Below are 19,007 nucleotides of genomic sequence, written 5' to 3' on the forward strand. Positions count from 1 at the left end.
CCGGCTGGAGGCCGCGCTCAAACCGTCGCGATGGACTCGTTGACGCGGAGCCAGTAGTGCTGAAGGCGGCTTAATTTTTCGGTGAAGTCGCCGAAATCAATGGGCTTGCGGACAAACCCGTTGGCACCGCTTTGGTAGCAGGCAATGATGTCGGACTGCTCGCTGGACGAGGTCAGCATGACCACCGGCACCAGGGCGGTGAGGGGGTTGGCGCGCACGCTGCGCAGAACGTCCAGCCCCGACAGTTTGGGCAGCTTCATGTCCAGCAGGATGAAGGCCGGCTGCTTGTGTGTGTCACGGCCCGCATGCGCGCCCTGGCCAAACAAATAGTCGAGCGCTTCAGCGCCATCGCGCGCCGTGACGATAGCGGTGTCCGCACCTTGCTCCTGCAGCGTCAGCACAGTCAGTTCCAAGTGGTCGGGGTTGTCTTCCACTACAAGAATCGGGTTGTCGTTCATAAGACTTTCACTGCACCGGTTGTTCGCTACTTACGCTGCCTGTCATTAACTGTCATTTTTGTGACCTTTAGCATGTTACAGAGGTTCACAAATTTGTCCAGCCGTAGTTGTGCTTAATAACTTTTTCTGCGTCGTTTTTCCGCCGCCAATTTGCCCAGTGCCACTTACCAGCGGGGCACAGCTTCATCCTTCAATTGGCTGCGTAACTCGGCATAGTCGGGCACCACGGTGCGCACTGTATCCCAGAAGCGGGGGCTGTGGTCCATCACACGTAAGTGGCTCAGTTCATGGACCACCACATAGTCGATCACCGACAGCTTGAAATGAATCAACCGCCAGTTCAGCCGTATCGCGCCGTCGGCGCTGGCACTGCCCCAGCGGGTGCCCGCGCTGCTCAGGCTGAGTTTGCGCCATTGCACACCCAGATGCGGAGCAAAGTGATTCAGACGCTCGGTAAAGATTTGTTTGGCCTGCCGCATCAACCAGGCTTGCACCGAGTCGCGTATCTGCTCGGCCGTGGCATCCTGCGCCAGGCCAATGTGCAAGGTTTTCTGCGGGGCTGCGGGGTCGCCGGCAAGTTCGGCGATCTTGAGTTCACCGCCGATGCTGCCGAAGGCGTGGCGCGGGTCGATCACCAGCGTAACGGGCTCGCCGAGGAAAGGCAGCGACGCGCCATCGCGCCAGTCGATGCGGGCGGCTTCAAGGCGGTCGTGCCGCGCGCGGGTTTCCTGCAACTTGGCCACGATCCAGCCAGTTTTTTCCTGCACGGCCTTGTCGATTTCATACAGCGGCACCCATTTGGGCGCACTGACCACCAGCCCTTCGGCGCCCACAGAAAAACCGATGGTGCGGCGCTTGCCACGCCGAAACTGATAAGCCACCACCATGTCACCGAGCAGCGCTTCACGCGTGGCCGCCGGGTGACGGTAGGTGGCCGGTGCCAGTACCTGCTGCAAGGTCTGCGCGGGTAGCAGATCTTCAGGGGTCAGAATTGCTATCTTTTCAGGAGCTGCTTGCTCATGCAGAACATGGGCCGGAGGCCGATTTGACTGTATTTTTCGGGGTCGGCGAGGGCGTGAACCGGCCGGGCTGGCTGGCGCACTGTCAAACAGATCAAGCGTGAACTGGAGAAGCCTTTGCATCATGACAGTTTAGCGCTGCAGTCCCGAATTCAAACCCTGGCGCCAGCAGTTTCTGGATAGGCTTGCGGATCCAGCCGCCGCATCTCGGCTTCAATCCAGGCCTGGACTTCCTGCATCAGTTCTTCGGGCTTGCGGCCGACGCTGCTTATTGGCTTGCCTATCGAGATGTCAACGATGCCCGGCTTCTTGATGAAAGCCTTTCGCGGCCAGCATTTGGCCGAGGTCACCGCGATCGGGATCACCGGCGCGCCGGTCTCGATGGCCAGCCGCGTGCCGCCGGTTTTGTAGACGCCCTGTTGCCCGCGTTCTATGCGCGTGCCTTCGGGGAACATGATGACCCAGACGCCCTGGCTCATGAGCCGGCGACCCTGATCGACCACCTTGTTGAAGGCCTGGGCGCGCTGGCTGCGGTCGATGTGGATCATGTCCATGCGCGACATGGCCCAGCCGAAAAACGGCACGTAAAGCAGCTCTTTCTTGAACACATAGGCCAGCGGGTGCGGCATCAGCGTCGGCATCGAAAAGGTTTCCCAGGTGCTCTGGTGCTTAAGCAGCAGCACGGCGGCGCTGGTCTCCCCGGTCGGCAGGTTTTCCATGCCGGTCACCCGGTTTTGAATGCCCAGGATGACCGTGCCGCCGCTGACGGCCAGACGCAGCCAGCCGGCGCACAGCCAGTAAATCTGCGTGCTGCTGCCGAACAGCGAAAAAATCAGGACGGCGAGGCCCCACGGAATCACGGTGACAGTCATCCACAAAAGATGCAGGATGGAGCGGATCAGTGGCATGGTTTGTCTTCTCAATCAAATTTATACGTTTCAGGGCTCTAGCCCTTGTTCAAAGGGGGTGGGCAGCTATTGTTCTTATAGCATCAGGTATTCGCAGCGCGACTCAGGACGAACTCCACGAAGGCGCCCAGGTCTGCATGCAGGCGCGTGCCTTCAGGCAGGCCCTCGGGCCGTCCGCCATCCTTGTAGGGCTCGGACTTGCCGGTCAGCACCAGATGCGGCTCGCAGCCGGCCGCGGCGCCGGCGAGCAGGTCGCGCACCGAGTCACCGGCGGTCGGCACACCCTTGAGTGGCACACCAAAGCGCGCGCCGATCTGCTCGAACAGGCCGGGCAGCGGCTTGCGGCAGGTACAGCTTTCTTCCGGGCTGTGCGGACAATAAAACACCGCGTCGATGCGTCCGCCCTGTGCAGCCAGCAACTTGTGCATCTTGGCGTGCATGGCGTTGAGCGAAGCCACGTCAAACAGGCCGCGGCCCAGCCCCGACTGGTTCGACGCAATCACCACGTGCCAGCCCGCGTGTGTGAGCCGGGCGATGGCTTCCAGCGCACCCGGCAAGGGCTCCCACTCTTCCGGCGCCTTGACGTAATCGTCGCTGTCGCGGTTGATGGTTCCGTCGCGGTCAAGGATGACAAGTTTCATGCGGGCTCCGCCATGGGTCTAAAAATGAAATTGTTGTAATAGTCCGTGGCGTCCCGGAAACGCTCGCCCGCCTGCTTCTGGTGCAGCGCCTCGCGAAACTCTGCCGCTGGCAACTCCCCGATGCCGGGCATGGCCAGCGTCGCGCTATAACCAAACGACTCCACCAGCATGATGAAGTCATGCACGGTTTTGCCAGCCGGCAGGTGGCGGCCTTCGCACTCGATCACCAGCAACGGCTTGTCACGCCGGATCACCGCCAGCGCGCCCTGCAGCACCGCCAGTTCATGGCCCTCCACATCAATCTTGATCACGCGCACCGGTGCATGCAATTTTTCTGCCGCATAGGCGTCAAGCGTCGTAACACGCACCGTTTCCGTATGGCAGTCGGTCTTCTCAGCAATGCTGGCCTTCAGCGACGCGCCCGGCGAATGGCTGTTGCCCGGCACAAACAGCTGAAGCTTGCCCTGCTGGTTGGACAGGGCCAGGTTTTCGATGGTGACATTGCGCAGGCCAGAACGCCGACAGGCCTCAGTCAGATAACTCGCCAGCCGGCTCTGCGGCTCAAAGGCCACCACTGGCGATGCGCCGGCCCAGCCCGCCATCGAGTACAGGTAGCTGCCCTTGTTGGCGCCTACATCCAGCGCCACGCGGCCATGATGCAGCGCTTCGCGAATCGCGCGCAACTCGAACACCTGATCCCGGTAGCGTGTTTTCCACGCCCGCCATGCCAGTTTCAGATCCGTCATGGTGATCCGATCAAGTGGCGAGGCGGGACAAATCGGCCACGCGGTTCATGGCGTGGTGCAGGGTGGCGAGCAGGCCGAGGCGGTTCAGCCGCAAATCGGCTTGTTCGGCATTGACCATCACACCTTCAAAAAATGCATCGACCGGCGCACGCAGCGCGGCCAGGGTTTGCAGCGAGGCGGCGTAGTCGCCGGCCTCAAACTGCGCACTGGCCTGCGGCGCCACCTGCTGCATCGCGGCATACAGGTTTTTTTCGCCCGGTTCCTGCAGCAGCAACTCACTGACGTGGGCGTCGACACCGTCGGTTTTCTTGAGAATGTTGCTGATGCGTTTGTTGGCAGCAGCCAGCGCCGGGGCCTCGGACAGGGCCGCGAAGGCGCGGACGGCAGCCAGACGCTTGGCCACGTCACCGAGGTACTGTGGACGCAGCGCAAGCACGGCATCAACTTCCTGCGCGCTGTAACCCTGCTCGCGCAGCGAGCCGGCTAAACGGTCGTAAATGAAGTCAACCAGCGCCGCCGAAGCGTCCTGGATCTTGTCGCCGAACACGGGCGTTGCACCCGCCACCAGGTCGGCAAGCCCCACACGCAAATCCCTTTCAACCAGCATGCGAATCACGCCCAGCGCATGGCGGCGCAGCGCAAACGGGTCCTTGTCGCCGGTCGGCAAATTGCCAATGCCGAACATCCCGACCAGGGTTTCGAGCTTGTCGGCCAGCGCCACAACCACGCCAACATCGTTGCGCGGCAGGTCGTCGCCGGCAAAACGCGGTTTGTAGTGATCTTCAATCGCATCGGCCACCTCGGCGCTGAGGCCGTCGTTGAGCGCGTAATAACGGCCCATCGTGCCTTGCAGTTCGGGAAACTCGCCGACCATGTCGGTCACCAGGTCGGTCTTGGCCAGTTGCGCGGCCTGATCGGCGTGCTGCGCCAGCGCGTCGCCGCCCAGTTGCTGGCCGATCGCCTTGGCAATCGCACGCACACGTTCGACACGCTCGCCCTGCGAACCCAGCTTGTTGTGATAAACGACCTTGTCCAGCCCCGCCACACGCGAGGCCAGTGTTTTCTTGCGGTCCTGGTCGAAAAAGAACTTGGCATCGGCCAGGCGCGGGCGCACCACACGTTCATTGCCCTGGATAACGGCGCTGGCGTCAAGCGGGCTGATGTTGCTGACCACCAGAAACTTGTTGCTGAGCTTGCCCGAAGCTTCAAGCAGCGGAAAATACTTCTGGTTGGCCTTCATCGTCAGGATCAGGCATTCCTGCGGCACGTCGAGAAATTCCTTTTCGAATTCGCAGACCAGCACATTGGGCCGTTCGACCAGCGCCGTCACTTCGTCAAGCAGCGCGTCATCGTCAATGGCTTTGACGCCGCCCCCGACTATGGCAGCGGCTGCCGCCAGCTGTTTGGCGATCTCGGCTTTGCGCTTCGAATAACTTGCAATCACCTTGCCTTGCTCGAGCATCTGAGCTTCGTAGCTGTCCGCCTCGCGAATGGCGAAGGCCTTGACGTCCGATTCAAATCGGTGGCCTTCGGTCATGTTGCTGGCTTCGAGCCCGAGAGCCTTGACGGTCAAGGTAGTCGCGCCATGTAATGCGATGAGGCGGTGTACAGGGCGCACAAACTTCACGTCGCTCCAGCCGTCGGCGAGCTGGTAGGTCATGACCTTGGGGATCGGCAATTTGGTAATCGCTTCCAGCAGCGCTTTTTGCAGGCCTTCGGTCAGCGTGGCGCCTTTCACGGTGCTGTCGTAGAACAACGCCTCGGCCTTGCCGTCGGGGGCGCGCTTGAGGCCTGCCACGGCCGATGCATCGGTGCCCAAGGCCTGTAGCTTCTTGAGTAGAGCAGGTGTGGCATTGCCGGAAGAATCCAGGCCGACTGCCACCGGCATCAGTTTTTGCGAGACGGCCTTGTCTGCGCCTTGCGCGGCAACAGCGGTGACGTGGGCAGCCAGACGCCGCGGCGAGGCAAACGAGGTCAGCACGGAGTCAGCAGCCGTCAGGCCGTAGGCCTTGAGCTGCTCGAACAACACGCCGGCAAACGCATCACCGAGTTTTTTGAGCGCCTTGGGCGGCAGCTCTTCCACAAACAATTCGACCAGAAGGTTCTTCGTTGTCATGTCTTATGCAGCCTTCTTCGTCATCTGTTCCACCCACTCGCGCGGCGCCATCGGGAAGCCCAGGCGTTCGCGGCTTTCGTAATAACTTTGCGCCACCGCGCGCGCCAGGTTACGAATGCGACCGATGTAGGCGGCGCGTTCGGTCACGCTGATTGCGCCGCGTGCGTCCAGCAGGTTGAAGCTGTGCGCGGCTTTGAGCACCTGCTCGTAGGCCGGCAGTGCCAGCTGTACTTCGATCAGGTGTTTGGCCTGTTTTTCGTGGGCAGTGAAGGCGGTGAACAAAAAGTCGGCGTCGCTGTGCTCGAAGTTGTAGGTCGACTGCTCAACCTCGTTCTGCTTGTAGACGTCGCCGTAACTGAGGCCGTCCGTCCAGGTGAGGTTGTAGACGTTGTCCACACCCTGCAGGTACATCGCCAGACGCTCCAGGCCGTAGGTGATCTCGCCCGTGATGGGTTTGCAGTCGATGCCGCCGACCTGCTGGAAGTAGGTGAACTGCGTGACCTCCATGCCGTTGAGCCAGACCTCCCAGCCCAGGCCCCAGGCGCCCAGCGTGGGGTTCTCCCAGTCGTCCTCGACAAAACGGATATCGTTCTTTTTCAAATCGAAACCCAGCGACTCCAGCGAACCGAGGTACAGCTCCAGGATGTTGGCGGGCGCGGGCTTGAGCACGACCTGGTACTGGTAGTAGTGCTGCAGGCGGTTCGGGTTCTCGCCGTAACGGCCATCCTTGGGCCGGCGGCTGGGCTGCACATAGGCGGCTTTCCAGGGCTCGGGGCCCAGCGCGCGTAAAAACGTGGCGGTGTGGGAGGTGCCGGCGCCGACTTCCATGTCATAGGGCTGCAAAAGCGCGCAGCCCTGGTCAGCCCAGTAGGACTGGAGCTTCAAGATGATTTGCTGAAAGGTCAACATAGATAGGGTGTGGGGGCGATGCAGGGCCAGACAGAAAGACGAGGCAGGCCTGAACCCGCGAAAACCCTTGATTTTACGGAGCTTTGTCCGGTTTACCCTCAAAGCGCAAGGAAAGTGCATGACAACACAACAACTGATCCTGACGCTGGTCCTCGCGACCATGGTTTTTTCGGTCGCGCTCGAACTGCGCATCGAGGACTTCAAACGCGTGGCGCAGACCCCTCGCGCGGTGATCTGCGGGCTGATTCCGCAGTTCATCCTGCTGCCGGTCGGCACCTGGGCCGCCACCTTGCTGCTGGACCTGCCACCCAACATCGAGGCCGCGATGATCCTGGTCGCGGCCTGCCCCGGCGGCAGCCTGAGCAATGTGATCACCCATCTGGGGCGCGGCAACACCGCGCTGTCGGTCAGCGTGTCGGCCGTGGCCAGCGTGATCGCGCTGGCGGCGACGCCTTTCAACTTCAGCTGGATGATTGCCACCAACCCGGCCACCGCAGCCTGGATGCGCGAACTCAGCATCGACCCCTCGGGCATCTGGTTGAGCCTGCTGCTCTTGCTGGCCGTGCCCATGACGCTGGGCCTGCTGTTTTCACACAAGCTGCCGATGCTGACGGCGCGCATCCGCAAGCCGCTGGGAAATTTTGCTGTGATCTGCCTGCTGCTGTTCATCGTGGCCGGCTTGGTCAAGGAGCGCCAGTTGCTGACGCTGGGCCTGCTGCCGACGCTGATGATCGTGGTGTTGCACAACGCCTGCGGCTTGTTTTTCGGCTGGATCACCAGTGTCGCCATGCGGGTCAGCGAGAAAGACCGCCGCGCCGTGATGATCGAGGGCGGCATGCAAAATTCGGGGCTGGCGCTGGGCATCATCGGGGTGCAGTTCAGCAGTGACCTGGGGATGGTCACGCTGGCCAGCCTGTGGGGCATCTGGCACATCGTGAGCGGCCTGTCCCTGGCGTATTGGTGGAGAAGAAAAGATGCTTGATCTGCTGATTCAGGGTGCCACCGTGGTCGACGGCGGCGGAGGCGAACCTTTTGTTGCCGACGTCGGCGTGAAGGGCGGCCGGATTGTCGAAGTTGGAAAAATCACCGAAGCTGCGAACGAGACCGTGAACGCCACCGGCCTCTGGCTCACCCCCGGTTTTGTCGACATCCACACCCACTACGACGGCCAGGTGACCTGGGACGCCAACTTCACGCCCAGTATTTACCACGGCGTGACGACGTTGGTGATGGGCAATTGCGGCGTCGGTTTTGCGCCGGTGCGGCCCGGTCACCAGGACGACCTGATCAAGCTGATGGAAGGCGTGGAAGACATTCCGGGCGCGGCGCTGCACGAGGGCATACGCTGGGACTGGGAAAGTTTTCCGCAGTACATGGACGCGCTGGAAAAAACCCCGCGCAGCCTGGACTACCTGGTGCAGGTGCCGCACGACCCGCTGCGCATGTATGTGATGGGTGAACGCGCGTTAGCCGAAGAGGTGGCGACGGCAGACGACATCGCCGCCATGCGCAAGCTGCTGCACGAAGCACTGCGGGTCGGCGCTGTCGGCTTCAGCACCGGCCGCAGCGACAACCACCGCACCTCCGAAGGCAAGGAAACCCCGGCCGCCGAAGCCACGGCGGCCGAACTGGTGGGCCTGGCCCGCGCGTTTGAAGGCATTCCGCACGGCGTGTTGCAGGTGGTCAGCGACTTCGACCTGATGCAGGGACCTCAAAGGTTTGATGCCGAGTTCGACCTGGTCGAACAGATGGCGCGTGCCAGCGGAAAACCTCTGTCCATGACCTGGCTGCAGCGCGACCCGGGCGGCGAGCAGTACGAGGCGATACGCGAGCGCGTCGATGCTGCCGTGGGCGCCGGCCTGCCTTTGTTTCTGCAGGCCGCCGTGCGCGGCATCGGCGTGATCAACGGGCTGGATGCCAGTTTCCACCCCTTCATGGGTTTCCCCGGCTACAAGGAAGTCGCCCACCTGCCGCTGGCCGAACGCGCCGCCGCGCTGCGCGAGCCAGCGCGCAAGGCGCGCATCCTGGCCGAGAAGTCGGAACGCCTGGCCGGCGACGGCACGGCGATCCCGCCGCTGGTAGACATCTTGCTGGCCCGCATAGACATGATCAGCGGGCGTATGTTTGCGCTGGACGACCAGCTCAACTACGAGCCATCGGTCATGCAGAGTTTCCTGGTGCAGGCCAAACAGCGTGGCGTCGCGCCGCTGGAGGCGCTGTACGACCACCTGGCCGGTAGCGACGGCAGCAATCTCATTTATTTCCCGATCTTCAACTACAACAGCGGCTCGCTGGACGCGGTGCGACAGATGCTGGACCATCCGCGCGTCTTGTCCAGCCTCAGCGATGCCGGCGCGCACGTCGGCACCGTCTGCGATGCCAGTTTCACCACCTTCATGCTGACGCACTGGGTGTTGGGCCGCGCAGAGGGCAAACTGCCGCTGGGGCGCGCGGTGGAGATGCTGGCGCGGCGCAATGCGCGTTATCTGGGCCTGATGGATCGTGGCGAGATCGCGCCCGGCCAACGCGCCGACCTGAACCTGATAGACCCGCAGCGCCTGAGCGTGGGCACGCCGGCGCTGGTGCGCGACCTGCCGGCTGGCGGCAAACGGTTTTTGCAGAAGGCCGGGGGGTATGTCGCGACCTGGGTCGCCGGTGTGGCCGTGCAGCGCGAGGGCGAGATCACGACAGAGCGGCCAGGGCGACTGGTTCGCATGGGCCAGCTTGCGCGCTGACGTTTAAAGCCAAATCGGCCTCCAACCCATAACCACCTGGCGTGAATAGCTCCTTTTTTTATAGCGTCTGCTGCGCGCTAGCGGCGTCGCCTCACCAGCCAGGCCAGCAGCACCAGCACGCCTGCACCGCCCCAGAAGGGCCAGAGCCCGAAGCGCGACACCCATTGCGCATAAGGCGTCATGCCGTTGCGGCCCTCAACCTCGCCGACCAGCGCGCCGCGGGTATGGCGCGGCAGTTCATGCGTGACCTTGCCGGTGTGGTCAATGATGACGGTGGCGCCGGTGTTGGTGGCGCGGATCATCGGGCGCTCAAACTCCAGCGCGCGCATGCGCGAGATGTTCAAATGCTGGTCAATCGCCACCGTGTTGCCGAACCAGCCGATGTTGCTGACGTTGACCAGAATGGTCGGTGCGGTCTTGGGGTCGGCAAAGGCCGCTGCCAGCTCTTCGCCAAACAGATCCTCGTAGCAGATGTTGGGCGCCAGCCGCTGGCCCTGCCACTCGAAAGACGGCTGGCCGAGCGGGCCGCGGCTGAAGTCACCCAGCGGAATATCCATCAGGTTGATGAACCAGCGAAAACCAGTCGGTACAAACTCGCCAAAGGGCACCAGGTGGTGTTTGTCGAAGTGGTAGCTTTGGGCCGCACCCGAGGTGGATGCCGGCTTGAGCCCAACCACCGAATTGGCATAACCGGCGCTGGTACTGCCCAGGGGGACGCCAATCAGCGCGGCCTGCCCGCCCGAGGCAAAGCGCGATTGCAGCGCGCCCCAATACCCTTCGGGCAGTTGCTGCGGCAACAGCGGTAGCGCGGTTTCGGGTGCGACCACCAGCGCGGTTTTAGCACCCTGCAACTGTTCACCGTACCAGCGCAGCGCCGTCGCCATGCCGCTACCGGGCTGGAATTTTTCGTTCTGGGGAATGTTGCCCTGCAGCAGCGTCACCGGCAGACTGCCTGCCGACGTGGAGGTGGGGCGACCCGCCAGCAGGGACACGCCGCTGATGGCCAGGGCCATCAGCGGAAATAGCAGCACCTGGCGCCGCGACTGGCCCCAGCCCGCGAGCCCCGCCGCCAGGAAGGCGGCCAGGAAGGTGATGCCATGAACCCCGATCCAGCGCGCGTAGTCGTCGAGCCAGCCGCTCAAATGGGCATACCCTGCCTCGCCCCAGGGAAAGCCGGTAAAAAACTCGACGCGCGCCAGCTCGGCTAGCAGCCACAGCGCCGCAAACACCAGCGCGCGGCGGGTGCGGCTGGCCGGCGCGAGGACCACAAACACGGCGCAGGCCAGCGCGTAATACGTGGCCAGGAAAACCGCCAGCCCGACCACCGCCAGCAGCGCCAGCGGCGCGGCCAGCCCGCCGTAGGTGTGCAGCGAGATGAACAGCCACCAGAACGTGCCGCAGAGCCAGGCGGTGGCAAACAACCAGCCGAGCGTCAGTCCCTGGAACAAGCTCCTGCATCGGTCCAGTTGCCAGGCCAGGCCGCCCAGCGCCAGCAATTGCAGCCACCAGACCGGCTGGCCCTGCAGCAGCCCGAAGGCGAACGGCCACGCAATGCTGGCCGCGTGTGCGCCGCCGGCCAGCAGCACCAGTGTCAGTTGCAACACCGACAGGCCCTTATTCTTCTGTCTGGGGTAACCAATATGTTCAAGCAGTGCCGGCAGAGTCGGCATCGATGACATCATGCTGTCGATGGATTGCCGTGCCATGCTGAGCGGTATTTATGGAGCCGGGGTGCTGGCCGTGGTGACCGGCGAGACCTTGAACCAACGCACGGCGCCGCCCTTGGTGTGCAGCACGGTGAACTGCAGGCTGGCCAGCACATAGACCTCGCCACGTTTGGGCACATGGCCCATCTCGTGCGCGACCAGGCCGCCTATGGTTTCAAAGTCGGCGTCCAGCAGCTTCACGCCGAATGCCTCGCTGACACGCTCGATCGAGGTGTCGCCGCTGACGCGGTAGGTCTGATCGGTCAGGCCGAAGATGTCGCCGTCGTCCTCGGCGATGTCAAACTCGTCCTCGATCTCGCCGACGATCTGTTCCAGCACATCTTCAATCGTGATCAGGCCGGCAACGCGGCCGAACTCGTCGATGACGATGGCCAGGTGGTTGCGGTTGCCGCGAAACTCGCGCAGCAGGTCGTTCAGGCCCTTGCTCTCGGGCACAAACACTGCCGGGCGCAGCAGCGCTCGGATATTGAGCTCGGGCGCGCGTTGCAGCTTGAGCAGGTCCTTCGCCATCAGGATGCCGATGATGTTTTCCTTTTCGTTTTCGTAAACGGGAAAACGCGAGTGGGCGGTGTCTATTACCAGGTGCAGCAACTCGTCAAAGGGCGCGTCGATGTTGACGGCGTCCATGCGCGGCGCGGCCACCATCACATCACCGGCCGTCATGTCGGCCATGCGGATCACGCCCTCCAGCATCTCGCGGCTTTGCGCGCCAATGACATCGTTGTCCTGAGCTTCGACCAGGGTCTCGATCAGTTCGTCTTTGGAATCCGGCCCCGGGTGGAGCATCTCCGCGAGCTTTTGCAGAAAGCCGCGTTTGTCTTCCGGTTTGGAAGATCTACTGGGGGGGTTGTCGGACACTGAGGTGCGCTGTAGTGGGTAAGCCGCAAGGATAACGTACTTCGATGACGCGACAGCGCGCGCGGCCGTGAAGGTATCTCGGTTCAAGCAGGGGCCGCGGGTCCGGCTTTGCCGGCCCGCAGGCGCAGCGCCCCCTCAGGGGGCAGCGATACGCGTAGCGATGAGCGTGGGGGCCCTTACATCGGCATGCGGTCGCGGCTGTCGCGCACGCCGCGCCGCACTTCCTGGACCATTGCCAGAATGCCCCAGAACTGCTGGGCCTGGACCTTGAGGCGGTAGTCGGTCTGGGCAATCTGCTCTTCCACCAATTCGGTCATGCGCGAGTCCAGATCAGCTGGGGGCAGCTTGAGGTAGGCCTCGCTCTCAGAGCCGTCGCGCTCGATCACCGCGCCAGCCTTGCGGGCGATGTTGAGCATGGCGGTGTTTTCGCTGAGCGCGTGGATGAACATCATGCTCACACCTTCATTGCGTGCGTGTATCACAGCGCGGTCAAACAGCCGTGCGCCGTAGCCGCGGCCGCGCGCATGCGGCAACACCGACACGCCGAACTCGGCGCAGCTTTTCAAGTCGGGGGCCACCGACAGCGCCAGGTGCGCCATGGCAATCAGCTCCAGCTTGCGGTTGTAAATTCCGAAGATTTCGTCACGTTCGAAGTTGAGGCTGGCGACGTAACGGCGAACCTGCTCGTCGCTGGCGACGTAACCGAAGCGCAGGTAGCGGTCGTGCGGTTCCAGCGCGAGCAAATGCTTTTCAATGCGCTCGCCGTGGCTCGGGCCCATCGAACGGATAGGCACCATCACGGGCGCTTTGTGCGGCGGACGTACGCTTTCATCCAGAGGCGGGCGGAAAAATTCTTTGCCTGCATTCAGGGAAGCTTTGAAAAGGGCGCCTGGAGTAACCATAGGTTGAATATAAGGGTTTTCCCTAGGAAGTCCAGCTTGCAGGGCCTCTGCGCAAAATAATTCCCGCATCAACTTCAAATACCAAGCAAAATTGGCCAAAAGCCCATGACCAATGGGCATTGTTCGCTATGAAATCAGGAGCAATCGACCGCTTGCAGGTCGCGTCGGAGTGGCATTGCGCAACGCCCAAACCGGTAGCTGCCCTTAATTCATCCCGGATTAAGCACCCAAGCATTGCCAAAAACAAGCCACGCGCAGCAGAGCTCAAACCGGCACAGCCGTCGTCGCCTTGACGCGGTCCAGCACAAAGCTGGTTTTGCAGTCCTGCACGCTGGGGTGTTTGAGTAGAGTGTCCATGATGAAGCGGCTGTAATGGCCCATGTCTGCCACCACCACCCGCAGCAGGTAGTCCATCTCGCCAGTCAGCGCCGCACACTCCACCACCTCGGGCCAGGTCTGCACACTGGCGCGGAACAGGTCCATCGGGTTGCGCTTGTGCGATTCGGTGTGTTTTTCCAGCCGCACATTGATGTAAGCGGTCAGCCCCAGACCGACCGCTTCGGGTTTGACCAGCGCCACATAGCGGTCGATGACGCCGCTTTCTTCCAGGCGTTTGACGCGGCGGAGCACCGCGCTGGGCGACAGGCTGACCTGTTCGGCGATCTGGTCGTAGGTGGCGCGTCCGTCCGCCTGAAGGCTGCGCAATATAAGTCTATCCAGCTTGTCCAATGCTTCCATCTCATATATTTTGCAGGTTTAATGCGTCGTTGCCAATATAGACGCCTCAATTTGCATAAAAAATGAGGCTTGCTGCCTTTACAGTGAGTCATCTGTATCCTTTAAACATGCTGCCTAGAGAGACCATGACTTCAACCGCCACCCCCGCAATCAAAACCGCCACCGCCCGTTGGGACAACCCCATGGGCACCGACGGTTTTGAATTCATCGAATACGCCGCGCCCGATCCGGCCGCCATGGGCGCGGTGTTCGAGCGCATGGGGTTCAAACCGATTGCGAAACACCGCCACAAAAACGTCACGCTGTACCGCCAGGGCGGCATCAATTTCATCATCAACGCCGAGCCGGACTCGTTTGCCCAGCGTTTTGCCCGCCAGCATGGCCCCAGCGTTTGCGCCATCGCCTTCCGGGTACAGGACGCCAAGGCCGCTTATGAGCGCGCGATCAGCCTGGGCGCCTGGGGTTACGCCCACACGGCAGGCCCGGGCGAACTGAACATCCCGGCCATCAAGGGCATTGGCGACTCCATCATTTATTTCATCGACCGCTGGCGCGGCAAGAACGGCGCGAAAGACGGCGACATCGGCAACATCGGCTTCTTCGATGTGGACTTTGAGCCTCTTTCCAATGGGTCGGGCGCCGGGCTGAACCCGGCCGGCCACGGCCTGACCTACATCGATCACCTGACCCACAACGTGCACCGCGGCCGGATGGCCGAGTGGTCGGGCTTTTACGAGCGCCTGTTCAACTTCCGCGAGGTGCGCTACTTCGACATCGAGGGCCAGACCACCGGCGTCAAGAGCAAGGCCATGACCAGCCCCTGCGGCAGGATCCGCATCCCGATCAACGAAGAGGGCAATGAAAAAGCCGGCCAGATTCAGGAGTACCTCGACAAATATCAGGGTGAAGGCATCCAGCACATTGCAATGGGCTCCGACGACCTGTATGCCACGGTGGACTCGCTGCAACTCAGCGGCATAAAGCTGCTCAGTACCGGTGACACCTATTACGAGCTGCTCGACAAACGCATCCCCGGCCATGGCGAAAACGTGGCCGACCTTCAGGCGCGCAACATTCTGGTGGACGGCACGCCGGGCGAGTTGCTGCTGCAGATCTTCAGCGAGAACCAGCTCGGTCCGATCTTCTTCGAGTTCATCCAGCGCAAGGGCAACCAGGGTTTCGGCGAAGGCAACTTCAAGGCGCTGTTTGAGAGCATTGAGCTTGACCAGATGCGCCGCGGCGTGCTCGAGAAAGCGTAAGCATCAATGACAATTGAAGTCTGTCATTGCGGGCTTGACCCGCAATCCATGCCTCGCAGGCCAGGACGGTGGTGCATGAAACATGGATCCCGGATCGGGCCTGCCCCGGACTTGATCCGGGGTCCGGGATGACGGACAAATCCGAATTTCGGGAGTTTCTGAATGGCCGTTGATCCTGTTGTTTATGGTGCCAGTGACCGCCAGCCACGCGGTGACTACACGCGTGCCGGCGCCGATTACACCTGCCCGCAAGACTACGACAGCTACACCGCCGTCGACCACGACACCTACCGGCGGCTGTACGCCCGCCAGGCCGCATTGCTGCCGGGCTTGGCCTGCGACGAATTCATCGCCGCCCTGCCCTCGCTGGGCGCGAGCGACCACATCCCGCGTTTCGAGGAGATCAACGATCGGCTACGCAAAGCCACCGGCTGGGAAATCGTCACCGTGCCGGGCCTGATTCCGGAAGTGCCATTTTTCACGTTGTTGGCGAACCGCAAATTCCCGGTGACCGACTGGATACGAAAACCCGAAGAGTTCGACTACATCGTTGAGCCCGACGTATTTCACGACCTGTTCGGTCATGTGCCCTTGCTGTTCAACCCGGTCTTTGCCGACCACATGCAGGAATACGGCAAGGGCGGGCTCAAGGCGCATGGCCTTGGCGCCTGCGAGCAGTTGAGCCGCCTCTACTGGTACACCATCGAATTCGGGCTGATCCAGCAACAAAACGGGCTGCGCGCTTACGGCGCCGGCATCCTGAGTTCATCGGGTGAACTGCAGCATTCGGTGCAAAGTCCCGAGCCGCAGCGCCTGCCGCTGGACATCGAGCGTGTTATGCGCACCCGCTACAAGATCGACAGCTTCCAGCAGACCTACTTCGTGATCAACAGCTTTCAGGAACTGTTCGACAAAACCGCGCCGGATTTCACGCCGGTTTACGAGCGACTACAGGGACTGCACGACATTGCGGCGGATGCGCGGCTGGCTGAAGAGGAAGCGATTCAGCACTAAAGCAACGCCTCCGGGGCAAGGCCTCCAACTCTGCTCACGCATTTCACCGAGACGGCCTCTCCTACAAAAGGAGGAGGTAAAATTTTGTTACGCCGTTTACGATTGAGCTCCCCTTGATTGAACTCCCGCCTTCCATGACAAGGAGCACGAAAGTGCTGTTGGTGATGGACGTGGTCGAGTCAGTCAGGATCATGGAGCAGGATCAAGATGACTTTGTACGGCGATGGCAGCAACTGGTGCAACATGCAGAGCAGCAAGTGCTGCCATTGCACGGTGGTCGCATTGTCAAAAGCCTCGGTGATGGCCTGATGCTTGAATTCGCCACCGCTCAAGGCTGCGTCAAGGCGGCGTTCGCCTTGCACCACTTCAGCGCCCATGCGAACGAAGACCAGCCGCCGGAGCATCATATGCATCTACGCATGGGCGCACATCTGGCTGAGTTTGTTACTGACAAGCATGACATCTACGGTACGGATGTCAACCTCACGGCCCGTATAGCGACACTTGCCGGACCTCGTGAATTTGTTGTTTCAGCTGGTTTGCGTGACCACTTGACTGCGGGGCTTGACGCAGACATTGAAGACCTGGGTGAATGCCATCTCAAGCATGTCAAGGAACCACTGCGGGCGTACCGCGTGGGGCACGCGGGTCATGCGCCTGTAGTGCAGCCCACCAACGCCGCACCGCCAGATTTTCGTCCCACCATTGCCGTCATTCCGTTTGAAGCTCGAAGCAACGAACCAGAGCATTTTGTGATTGGCGAATTGGTAGCCGATGGCATCATCGCTCAACTCTCTCGCAGCGCCGATATACGTGTCATCTCACGTTTATCGACCACCGCTTTTCGGGGTCGTCCAAACGCCATTGCAGAAATAGAATCCCGCCTAGCCGCGACTTTCGTTTTGTCTGGAAGTTATATCGCCAGCAGCGGCAAGATTCTCATCATGGCTGAGCTGGCCGATGCCCGGAATAACCAGATCATCTGGGCAGATCGCGTGTCGGGTGGCACGATGGATCTGCTTCAGGCACAAAGCGAAATACTCAATCGTATTTCTAATGCCGCAAGTAGGGCTCTGATCGACTCCGAAGTCCAGCAATCGCTAACGCAACCGCTTCCGCGATTGGATAGTGGCTCGCTCCTGTTGGGAGGTATTACTCTGATGCACCGCTCGTCCCTGCGGGATTTTGACCGCAGCCGGGAAGTACTCGAAACATTGCTGGAGCGCCACAACCGGGCACCAGCCCCACGCGCATGGCTGGCTAAGTGGTACACCATGCGGGTGATTCGGGGAATGAGTGACAAACCGGAAAAAGACACGCAACTCGCGCTTGAGCAAACACGCAGAGCACAAGATCTTTCTCCTGACGACGCTTTTGCCCTTGCCATTGAAGGGTACGCAAGGTGTCAGTTACTTGGTGATGCAGAAGTGGCGCATACCTGCATCGAGCGCGCGATTGAACTAAACCCAAACGAGCCGCTGGCATGGTTATACAAAAGCGTTTGGTCTTCGATGTGGGGTGGTGCAGGAGATGCGGTAACCGAGGCCGAACATGCCGCGCAATTGTCTCCGATAGATCCTTTGAAGTATTTTTTTGACGTGATATTAGCCGCCAGCTATTCAACGAATCGAGACTACGCGCGAGCGATCGAAGCAGCAAATCGATCTTTGAAAAACAACAAAAATCACCTTCCCACTTTACGCGTATTGCTGGGCGCTCAAGGGGAAGCTGGTTTCACAAATGACGCCAAGGCGACGCTTTCAGAGATTCTTCGGATCGTTCCAAACTTCACTGTTCAGGGCTACATAGCCATGGGCAGTTCAAATAGCCCGGTACGGCAACGTCAAGTTGCAGTACTCCGAGCATTAGGGGTACCTGAGACTTAACGTAATTTAAGGAGCATGCGATGTCTGAGTTTAGTGCGATGGGTGGTGGCTGGGGCGGTGGCTGGGGCGGTGGCTGGGGTGGTGGCTGGGGCGCCCCACCCAACGCTCTGCCGATGGATGCAGCAGCGCTTTCAATCAATCGTGGTGCACTCGTAGGCCCCTTTCAGGGCGCAACGATCCCTTTTGCCTTGCCAAGTCCTCTGGATAAGCCTGCGCGGCTGGCCGAATGGGCAGTGGGCCCGCGAATGTCCGTCTGCGAGCTCGAGCTGCTCGCTGGCCTGCATTTCAATGTCAATCAGAACAAGACTTCGATGACCCTCGGCTTTGTGGATCTAGACAAGAAACCCCTTAAAGACTTAGCCTTGGCCAGGTTGGTTCGCCCCACCGAGAAAATCTTCAAGCAACAACTTGACCTAGTCGCCAACTATTCCGAGCTGCGGGAAGATCGCGGCGCAGAGATTCTGGCGCAGATCAATGGGGGCGGAGCCTTCTTCTCGTCCGTCATTGGCTTGACCGCACATCGCCACAAATACACGGTTGAGTTGCTCGATTTAGCTATGTCCCTGGCGACCCATGTTGAGATGCGGTTCAAGCATGGTTTTGCATGCCAGCGCCCAGTGGAGCTATCACCTCAGATTCAGCCGGCGATCCCGACACCGGGTCACGCCAGTTGGCCCAGCGGGCATGCGACGGAAGCCTACCTCGCCTGCGCGCTGCTCCAGTCGCTGCTGCCGCACGGCTCCAAGTATCGGGAACAATTGGAACGGCTGGCGGCGCGCATCGCGGTCAACCGCACGGTTGCAGGTTTGCACTACCCGGTAGACAGCGCGGTCGGACGACTGTTGGGTACGGCGCTCAGCGACTTCATGGTAGCCCGCTGCACCGGGGCCAAGCTGCACGAACGGGGATTCGACGGCCGCAAGTTCCATGGTGCCCAAGGTACGGTGATCGATTTCGATCCACGGGTGTCGATGGCCGACAACCAAAGCCGCTATTACGAGCTGTCCTCTGGTTCTGCTGCTGTTGCGGCTTCGCCGCTGCTCCACTTCATGTGGAACAAAGCCGTTGCCGAATGGAAACCTATCCAATAG

At 61.1% G+C, this 19,007-nt stretch carries 17 protein-coding genes; 6 read left to right on the plus strand and 11 right to left on the minus strand.

The window, feature by feature from the left end; genetic code table 11:
• Positions 1-17: 17 nt before the first annotated feature.
• The 7 genes from IEX16_RS12190 to glyQ all read right to left on the minus strand — a co-directional run bounded on the left by IEX16_RS12190 (position 18) and on the right by glyQ (position 6,797).
• Positions 18-458, minus strand: a complete 441-nt coding sequence (locus IEX16_RS12190; protein ID WP_188708763.1) for a response regulator — start codon at positions 456-458, stop codon at positions 18-20.
• 164 nt (positions 459-622) lie between these two features.
• Entirely contained in the window at positions 623-1,603 is a 981-nt protein-coding gene (locus tag IEX16_RS12195) for a M48 family metallopeptidase (RefSeq protein ID WP_188708764.1), read from the minus strand.
• A 26-nt stretch (positions 1,604-1,629) separates the two neighbouring features.
• Entirely contained in the window at positions 1,630-2,385 is a 756-nt protein-coding gene (locus IEX16_RS12200; RefSeq protein WP_188708765.1) for a lysophospholipid acyltransferase family protein, read from the minus strand.
• An 83-nt stretch (positions 2,386-2,468) separates the two neighbouring features.
• Complete coding sequence (gene gmhB / locus IEX16_RS12205; protein WP_188708766.1) at positions 2,469-3,026, minus strand: D-glycero-beta-D-manno-heptose 1,7-bisphosphate 7-phosphatase; 558 nt, start codon at positions 3,024-3,026, stop codon at positions 2,469-2,471.
• Positions 3,023-3,772, minus strand: a complete 750-nt coding sequence (locus IEX16_RS12210) for an FkbM family methyltransferase (RefSeq protein WP_188708767.1) — start codon at positions 3,770-3,772, stop codon at positions 3,023-3,025. Before IEX16_RS12210 ends, gmhB begins: the two co-directional genes overlap by 4 nt.
• Before the next feature lie 10 nt (positions 3,773-3,782).
• The gene (glyS, locus tag IEX16_RS12215; protein ID WP_188708768.1) at positions 3,783-5,888 is read right to left on the minus strand and encodes a glycine--tRNA ligase subunit beta; all 2,106 of its coding nucleotides are present in this window, start codon (positions 5,886-5,888) and stop codon (positions 3,783-3,785) included.
• Between the two features lie 3 nt (positions 5,889-5,891).
• Complete coding sequence (glyQ, locus tag IEX16_RS12220) at positions 5,892-6,797, minus strand: glycine--tRNA ligase subunit alpha (protein ID WP_188708769.1); 906 nt, start codon at positions 6,795-6,797, stop codon at positions 5,892-5,894.
• 118 nt (positions 6,798-6,915) lie between these two features.
• Between glyQ and IEX16_RS12225 the strand changes: the two genes are divergently transcribed.
• The gene (locus IEX16_RS12225; RefSeq protein WP_188708770.1) at positions 6,916-7,779 is read left to right on the plus strand and encodes a bile acid:sodium symporter family protein; all 864 of its coding nucleotides are present in this window, start codon (positions 6,916-6,918) and stop codon (positions 7,777-7,779) included.
• Complete coding sequence (locus IEX16_RS12230) at positions 7,772-9,532, plus strand: N-acyl-D-amino-acid deacylase family protein (protein WP_188708771.1); 1,761 nt, start codon at positions 7,772-7,774, stop codon at positions 9,530-9,532. The genes IEX16_RS12225 and IEX16_RS12230 overlap by 8 nt, the downstream gene beginning before the upstream one ends.
• A gap of 77 nt (positions 9,533-9,609) precedes the next feature.
• On the opposite strand, the gene lnt is transcribed toward IEX16_RS12230, so the two are convergent.
• From lnt to IEX16_RS12250, 4 genes are all read right to left on the minus strand, one after another.
• Positions 9,610-11,238: an apolipoprotein N-acyltransferase gene (gene lnt / locus IEX16_RS12235; protein WP_188708772.1), complete on the minus strand. Its 1,629-nt coding sequence runs from the start codon at positions 11,236-11,238 to the stop codon at positions 9,610-9,612.
• Positions 11,239-11,250: 12 nt separating this feature from the next.
• Positions 11,251-12,117, minus strand: coding sequence for a CorC family transporter (locus tag IEX16_RS12240; RefSeq protein ID WP_188708773.1), 867 nt, complete (start codon positions 12,115-12,117; stop codon positions 11,251-11,253).
• Between the two features lie 176 nt (positions 12,118-12,293).
• Positions 12,294-13,019, minus strand: coding sequence for a GNAT family N-acetyltransferase (locus IEX16_RS12245; RefSeq protein WP_188708774.1), 726 nt, complete (start codon positions 13,017-13,019; stop codon positions 12,294-12,296).
• A 264-nt stretch (positions 13,020-13,283) separates the two neighbouring features.
• Positions 13,284-13,757 carry an Lrp/AsnC family transcriptional regulator gene (locus IEX16_RS12250; protein ID WP_188708775.1) on the minus strand — a complete coding sequence of 158 codons (474 nt, stop codon included), beginning with the start codon at positions 13,755-13,757 and terminating at the stop codon, positions 13,284-13,286.
• Positions 13,758-13,882: 125 nt separating this feature from the next.
• On the opposite strand from IEX16_RS12250, the gene hppD reads away from it, so the two are divergent.
• From hppD to IEX16_RS12270, 4 genes are all read left to right on the plus strand, one after another.
• Complete coding sequence (gene hppD, locus IEX16_RS12255) at positions 13,883-15,016, plus strand: 4-hydroxyphenylpyruvate dioxygenase (protein ID WP_188708776.1); 1,134 nt, start codon at positions 13,883-13,885, stop codon at positions 15,014-15,016.
• A gap of 162 nt (positions 15,017-15,178) precedes the next feature.
• Positions 15,179-16,030 (plus strand): phenylalanine 4-monooxygenase, encoded by an 852-nt coding sequence (gene phhA, locus IEX16_RS12260; RefSeq protein ID WP_188708777.1) that lies wholly within the window; start codon positions 15,179-15,181, stop codon positions 16,028-16,030.
• 113 nt (positions 16,031-16,143) lie between these two features.
• Positions 16,144-17,916 (plus strand): adenylate/guanylate cyclase domain-containing protein, encoded by a 1,773-nt coding sequence (locus IEX16_RS12265; RefSeq protein ID WP_188708778.1) that lies wholly within the window; start codon positions 16,144-16,146, stop codon positions 17,914-17,916.
• Positions 17,917-17,936: 20 nt separating this feature from the next.
• Positions 17,937-19,007, plus strand: a complete 1,071-nt coding sequence (locus tag IEX16_RS12270) for a phosphatase PAP2 family protein (protein WP_188708779.1) — start codon at positions 17,937-17,939, stop codon at positions 19,005-19,007.

It is taken from the genome of Polaromonas eurypsychrophila, assembly GCF_014641715.1.
In the GTDB taxonomy this organism is placed as follows: domain Bacteria; phylum Pseudomonadota; class Gammaproteobacteria; order Burkholderiales; family Burkholderiaceae_C; genus Polaromonas; species Polaromonas eurypsychrophila.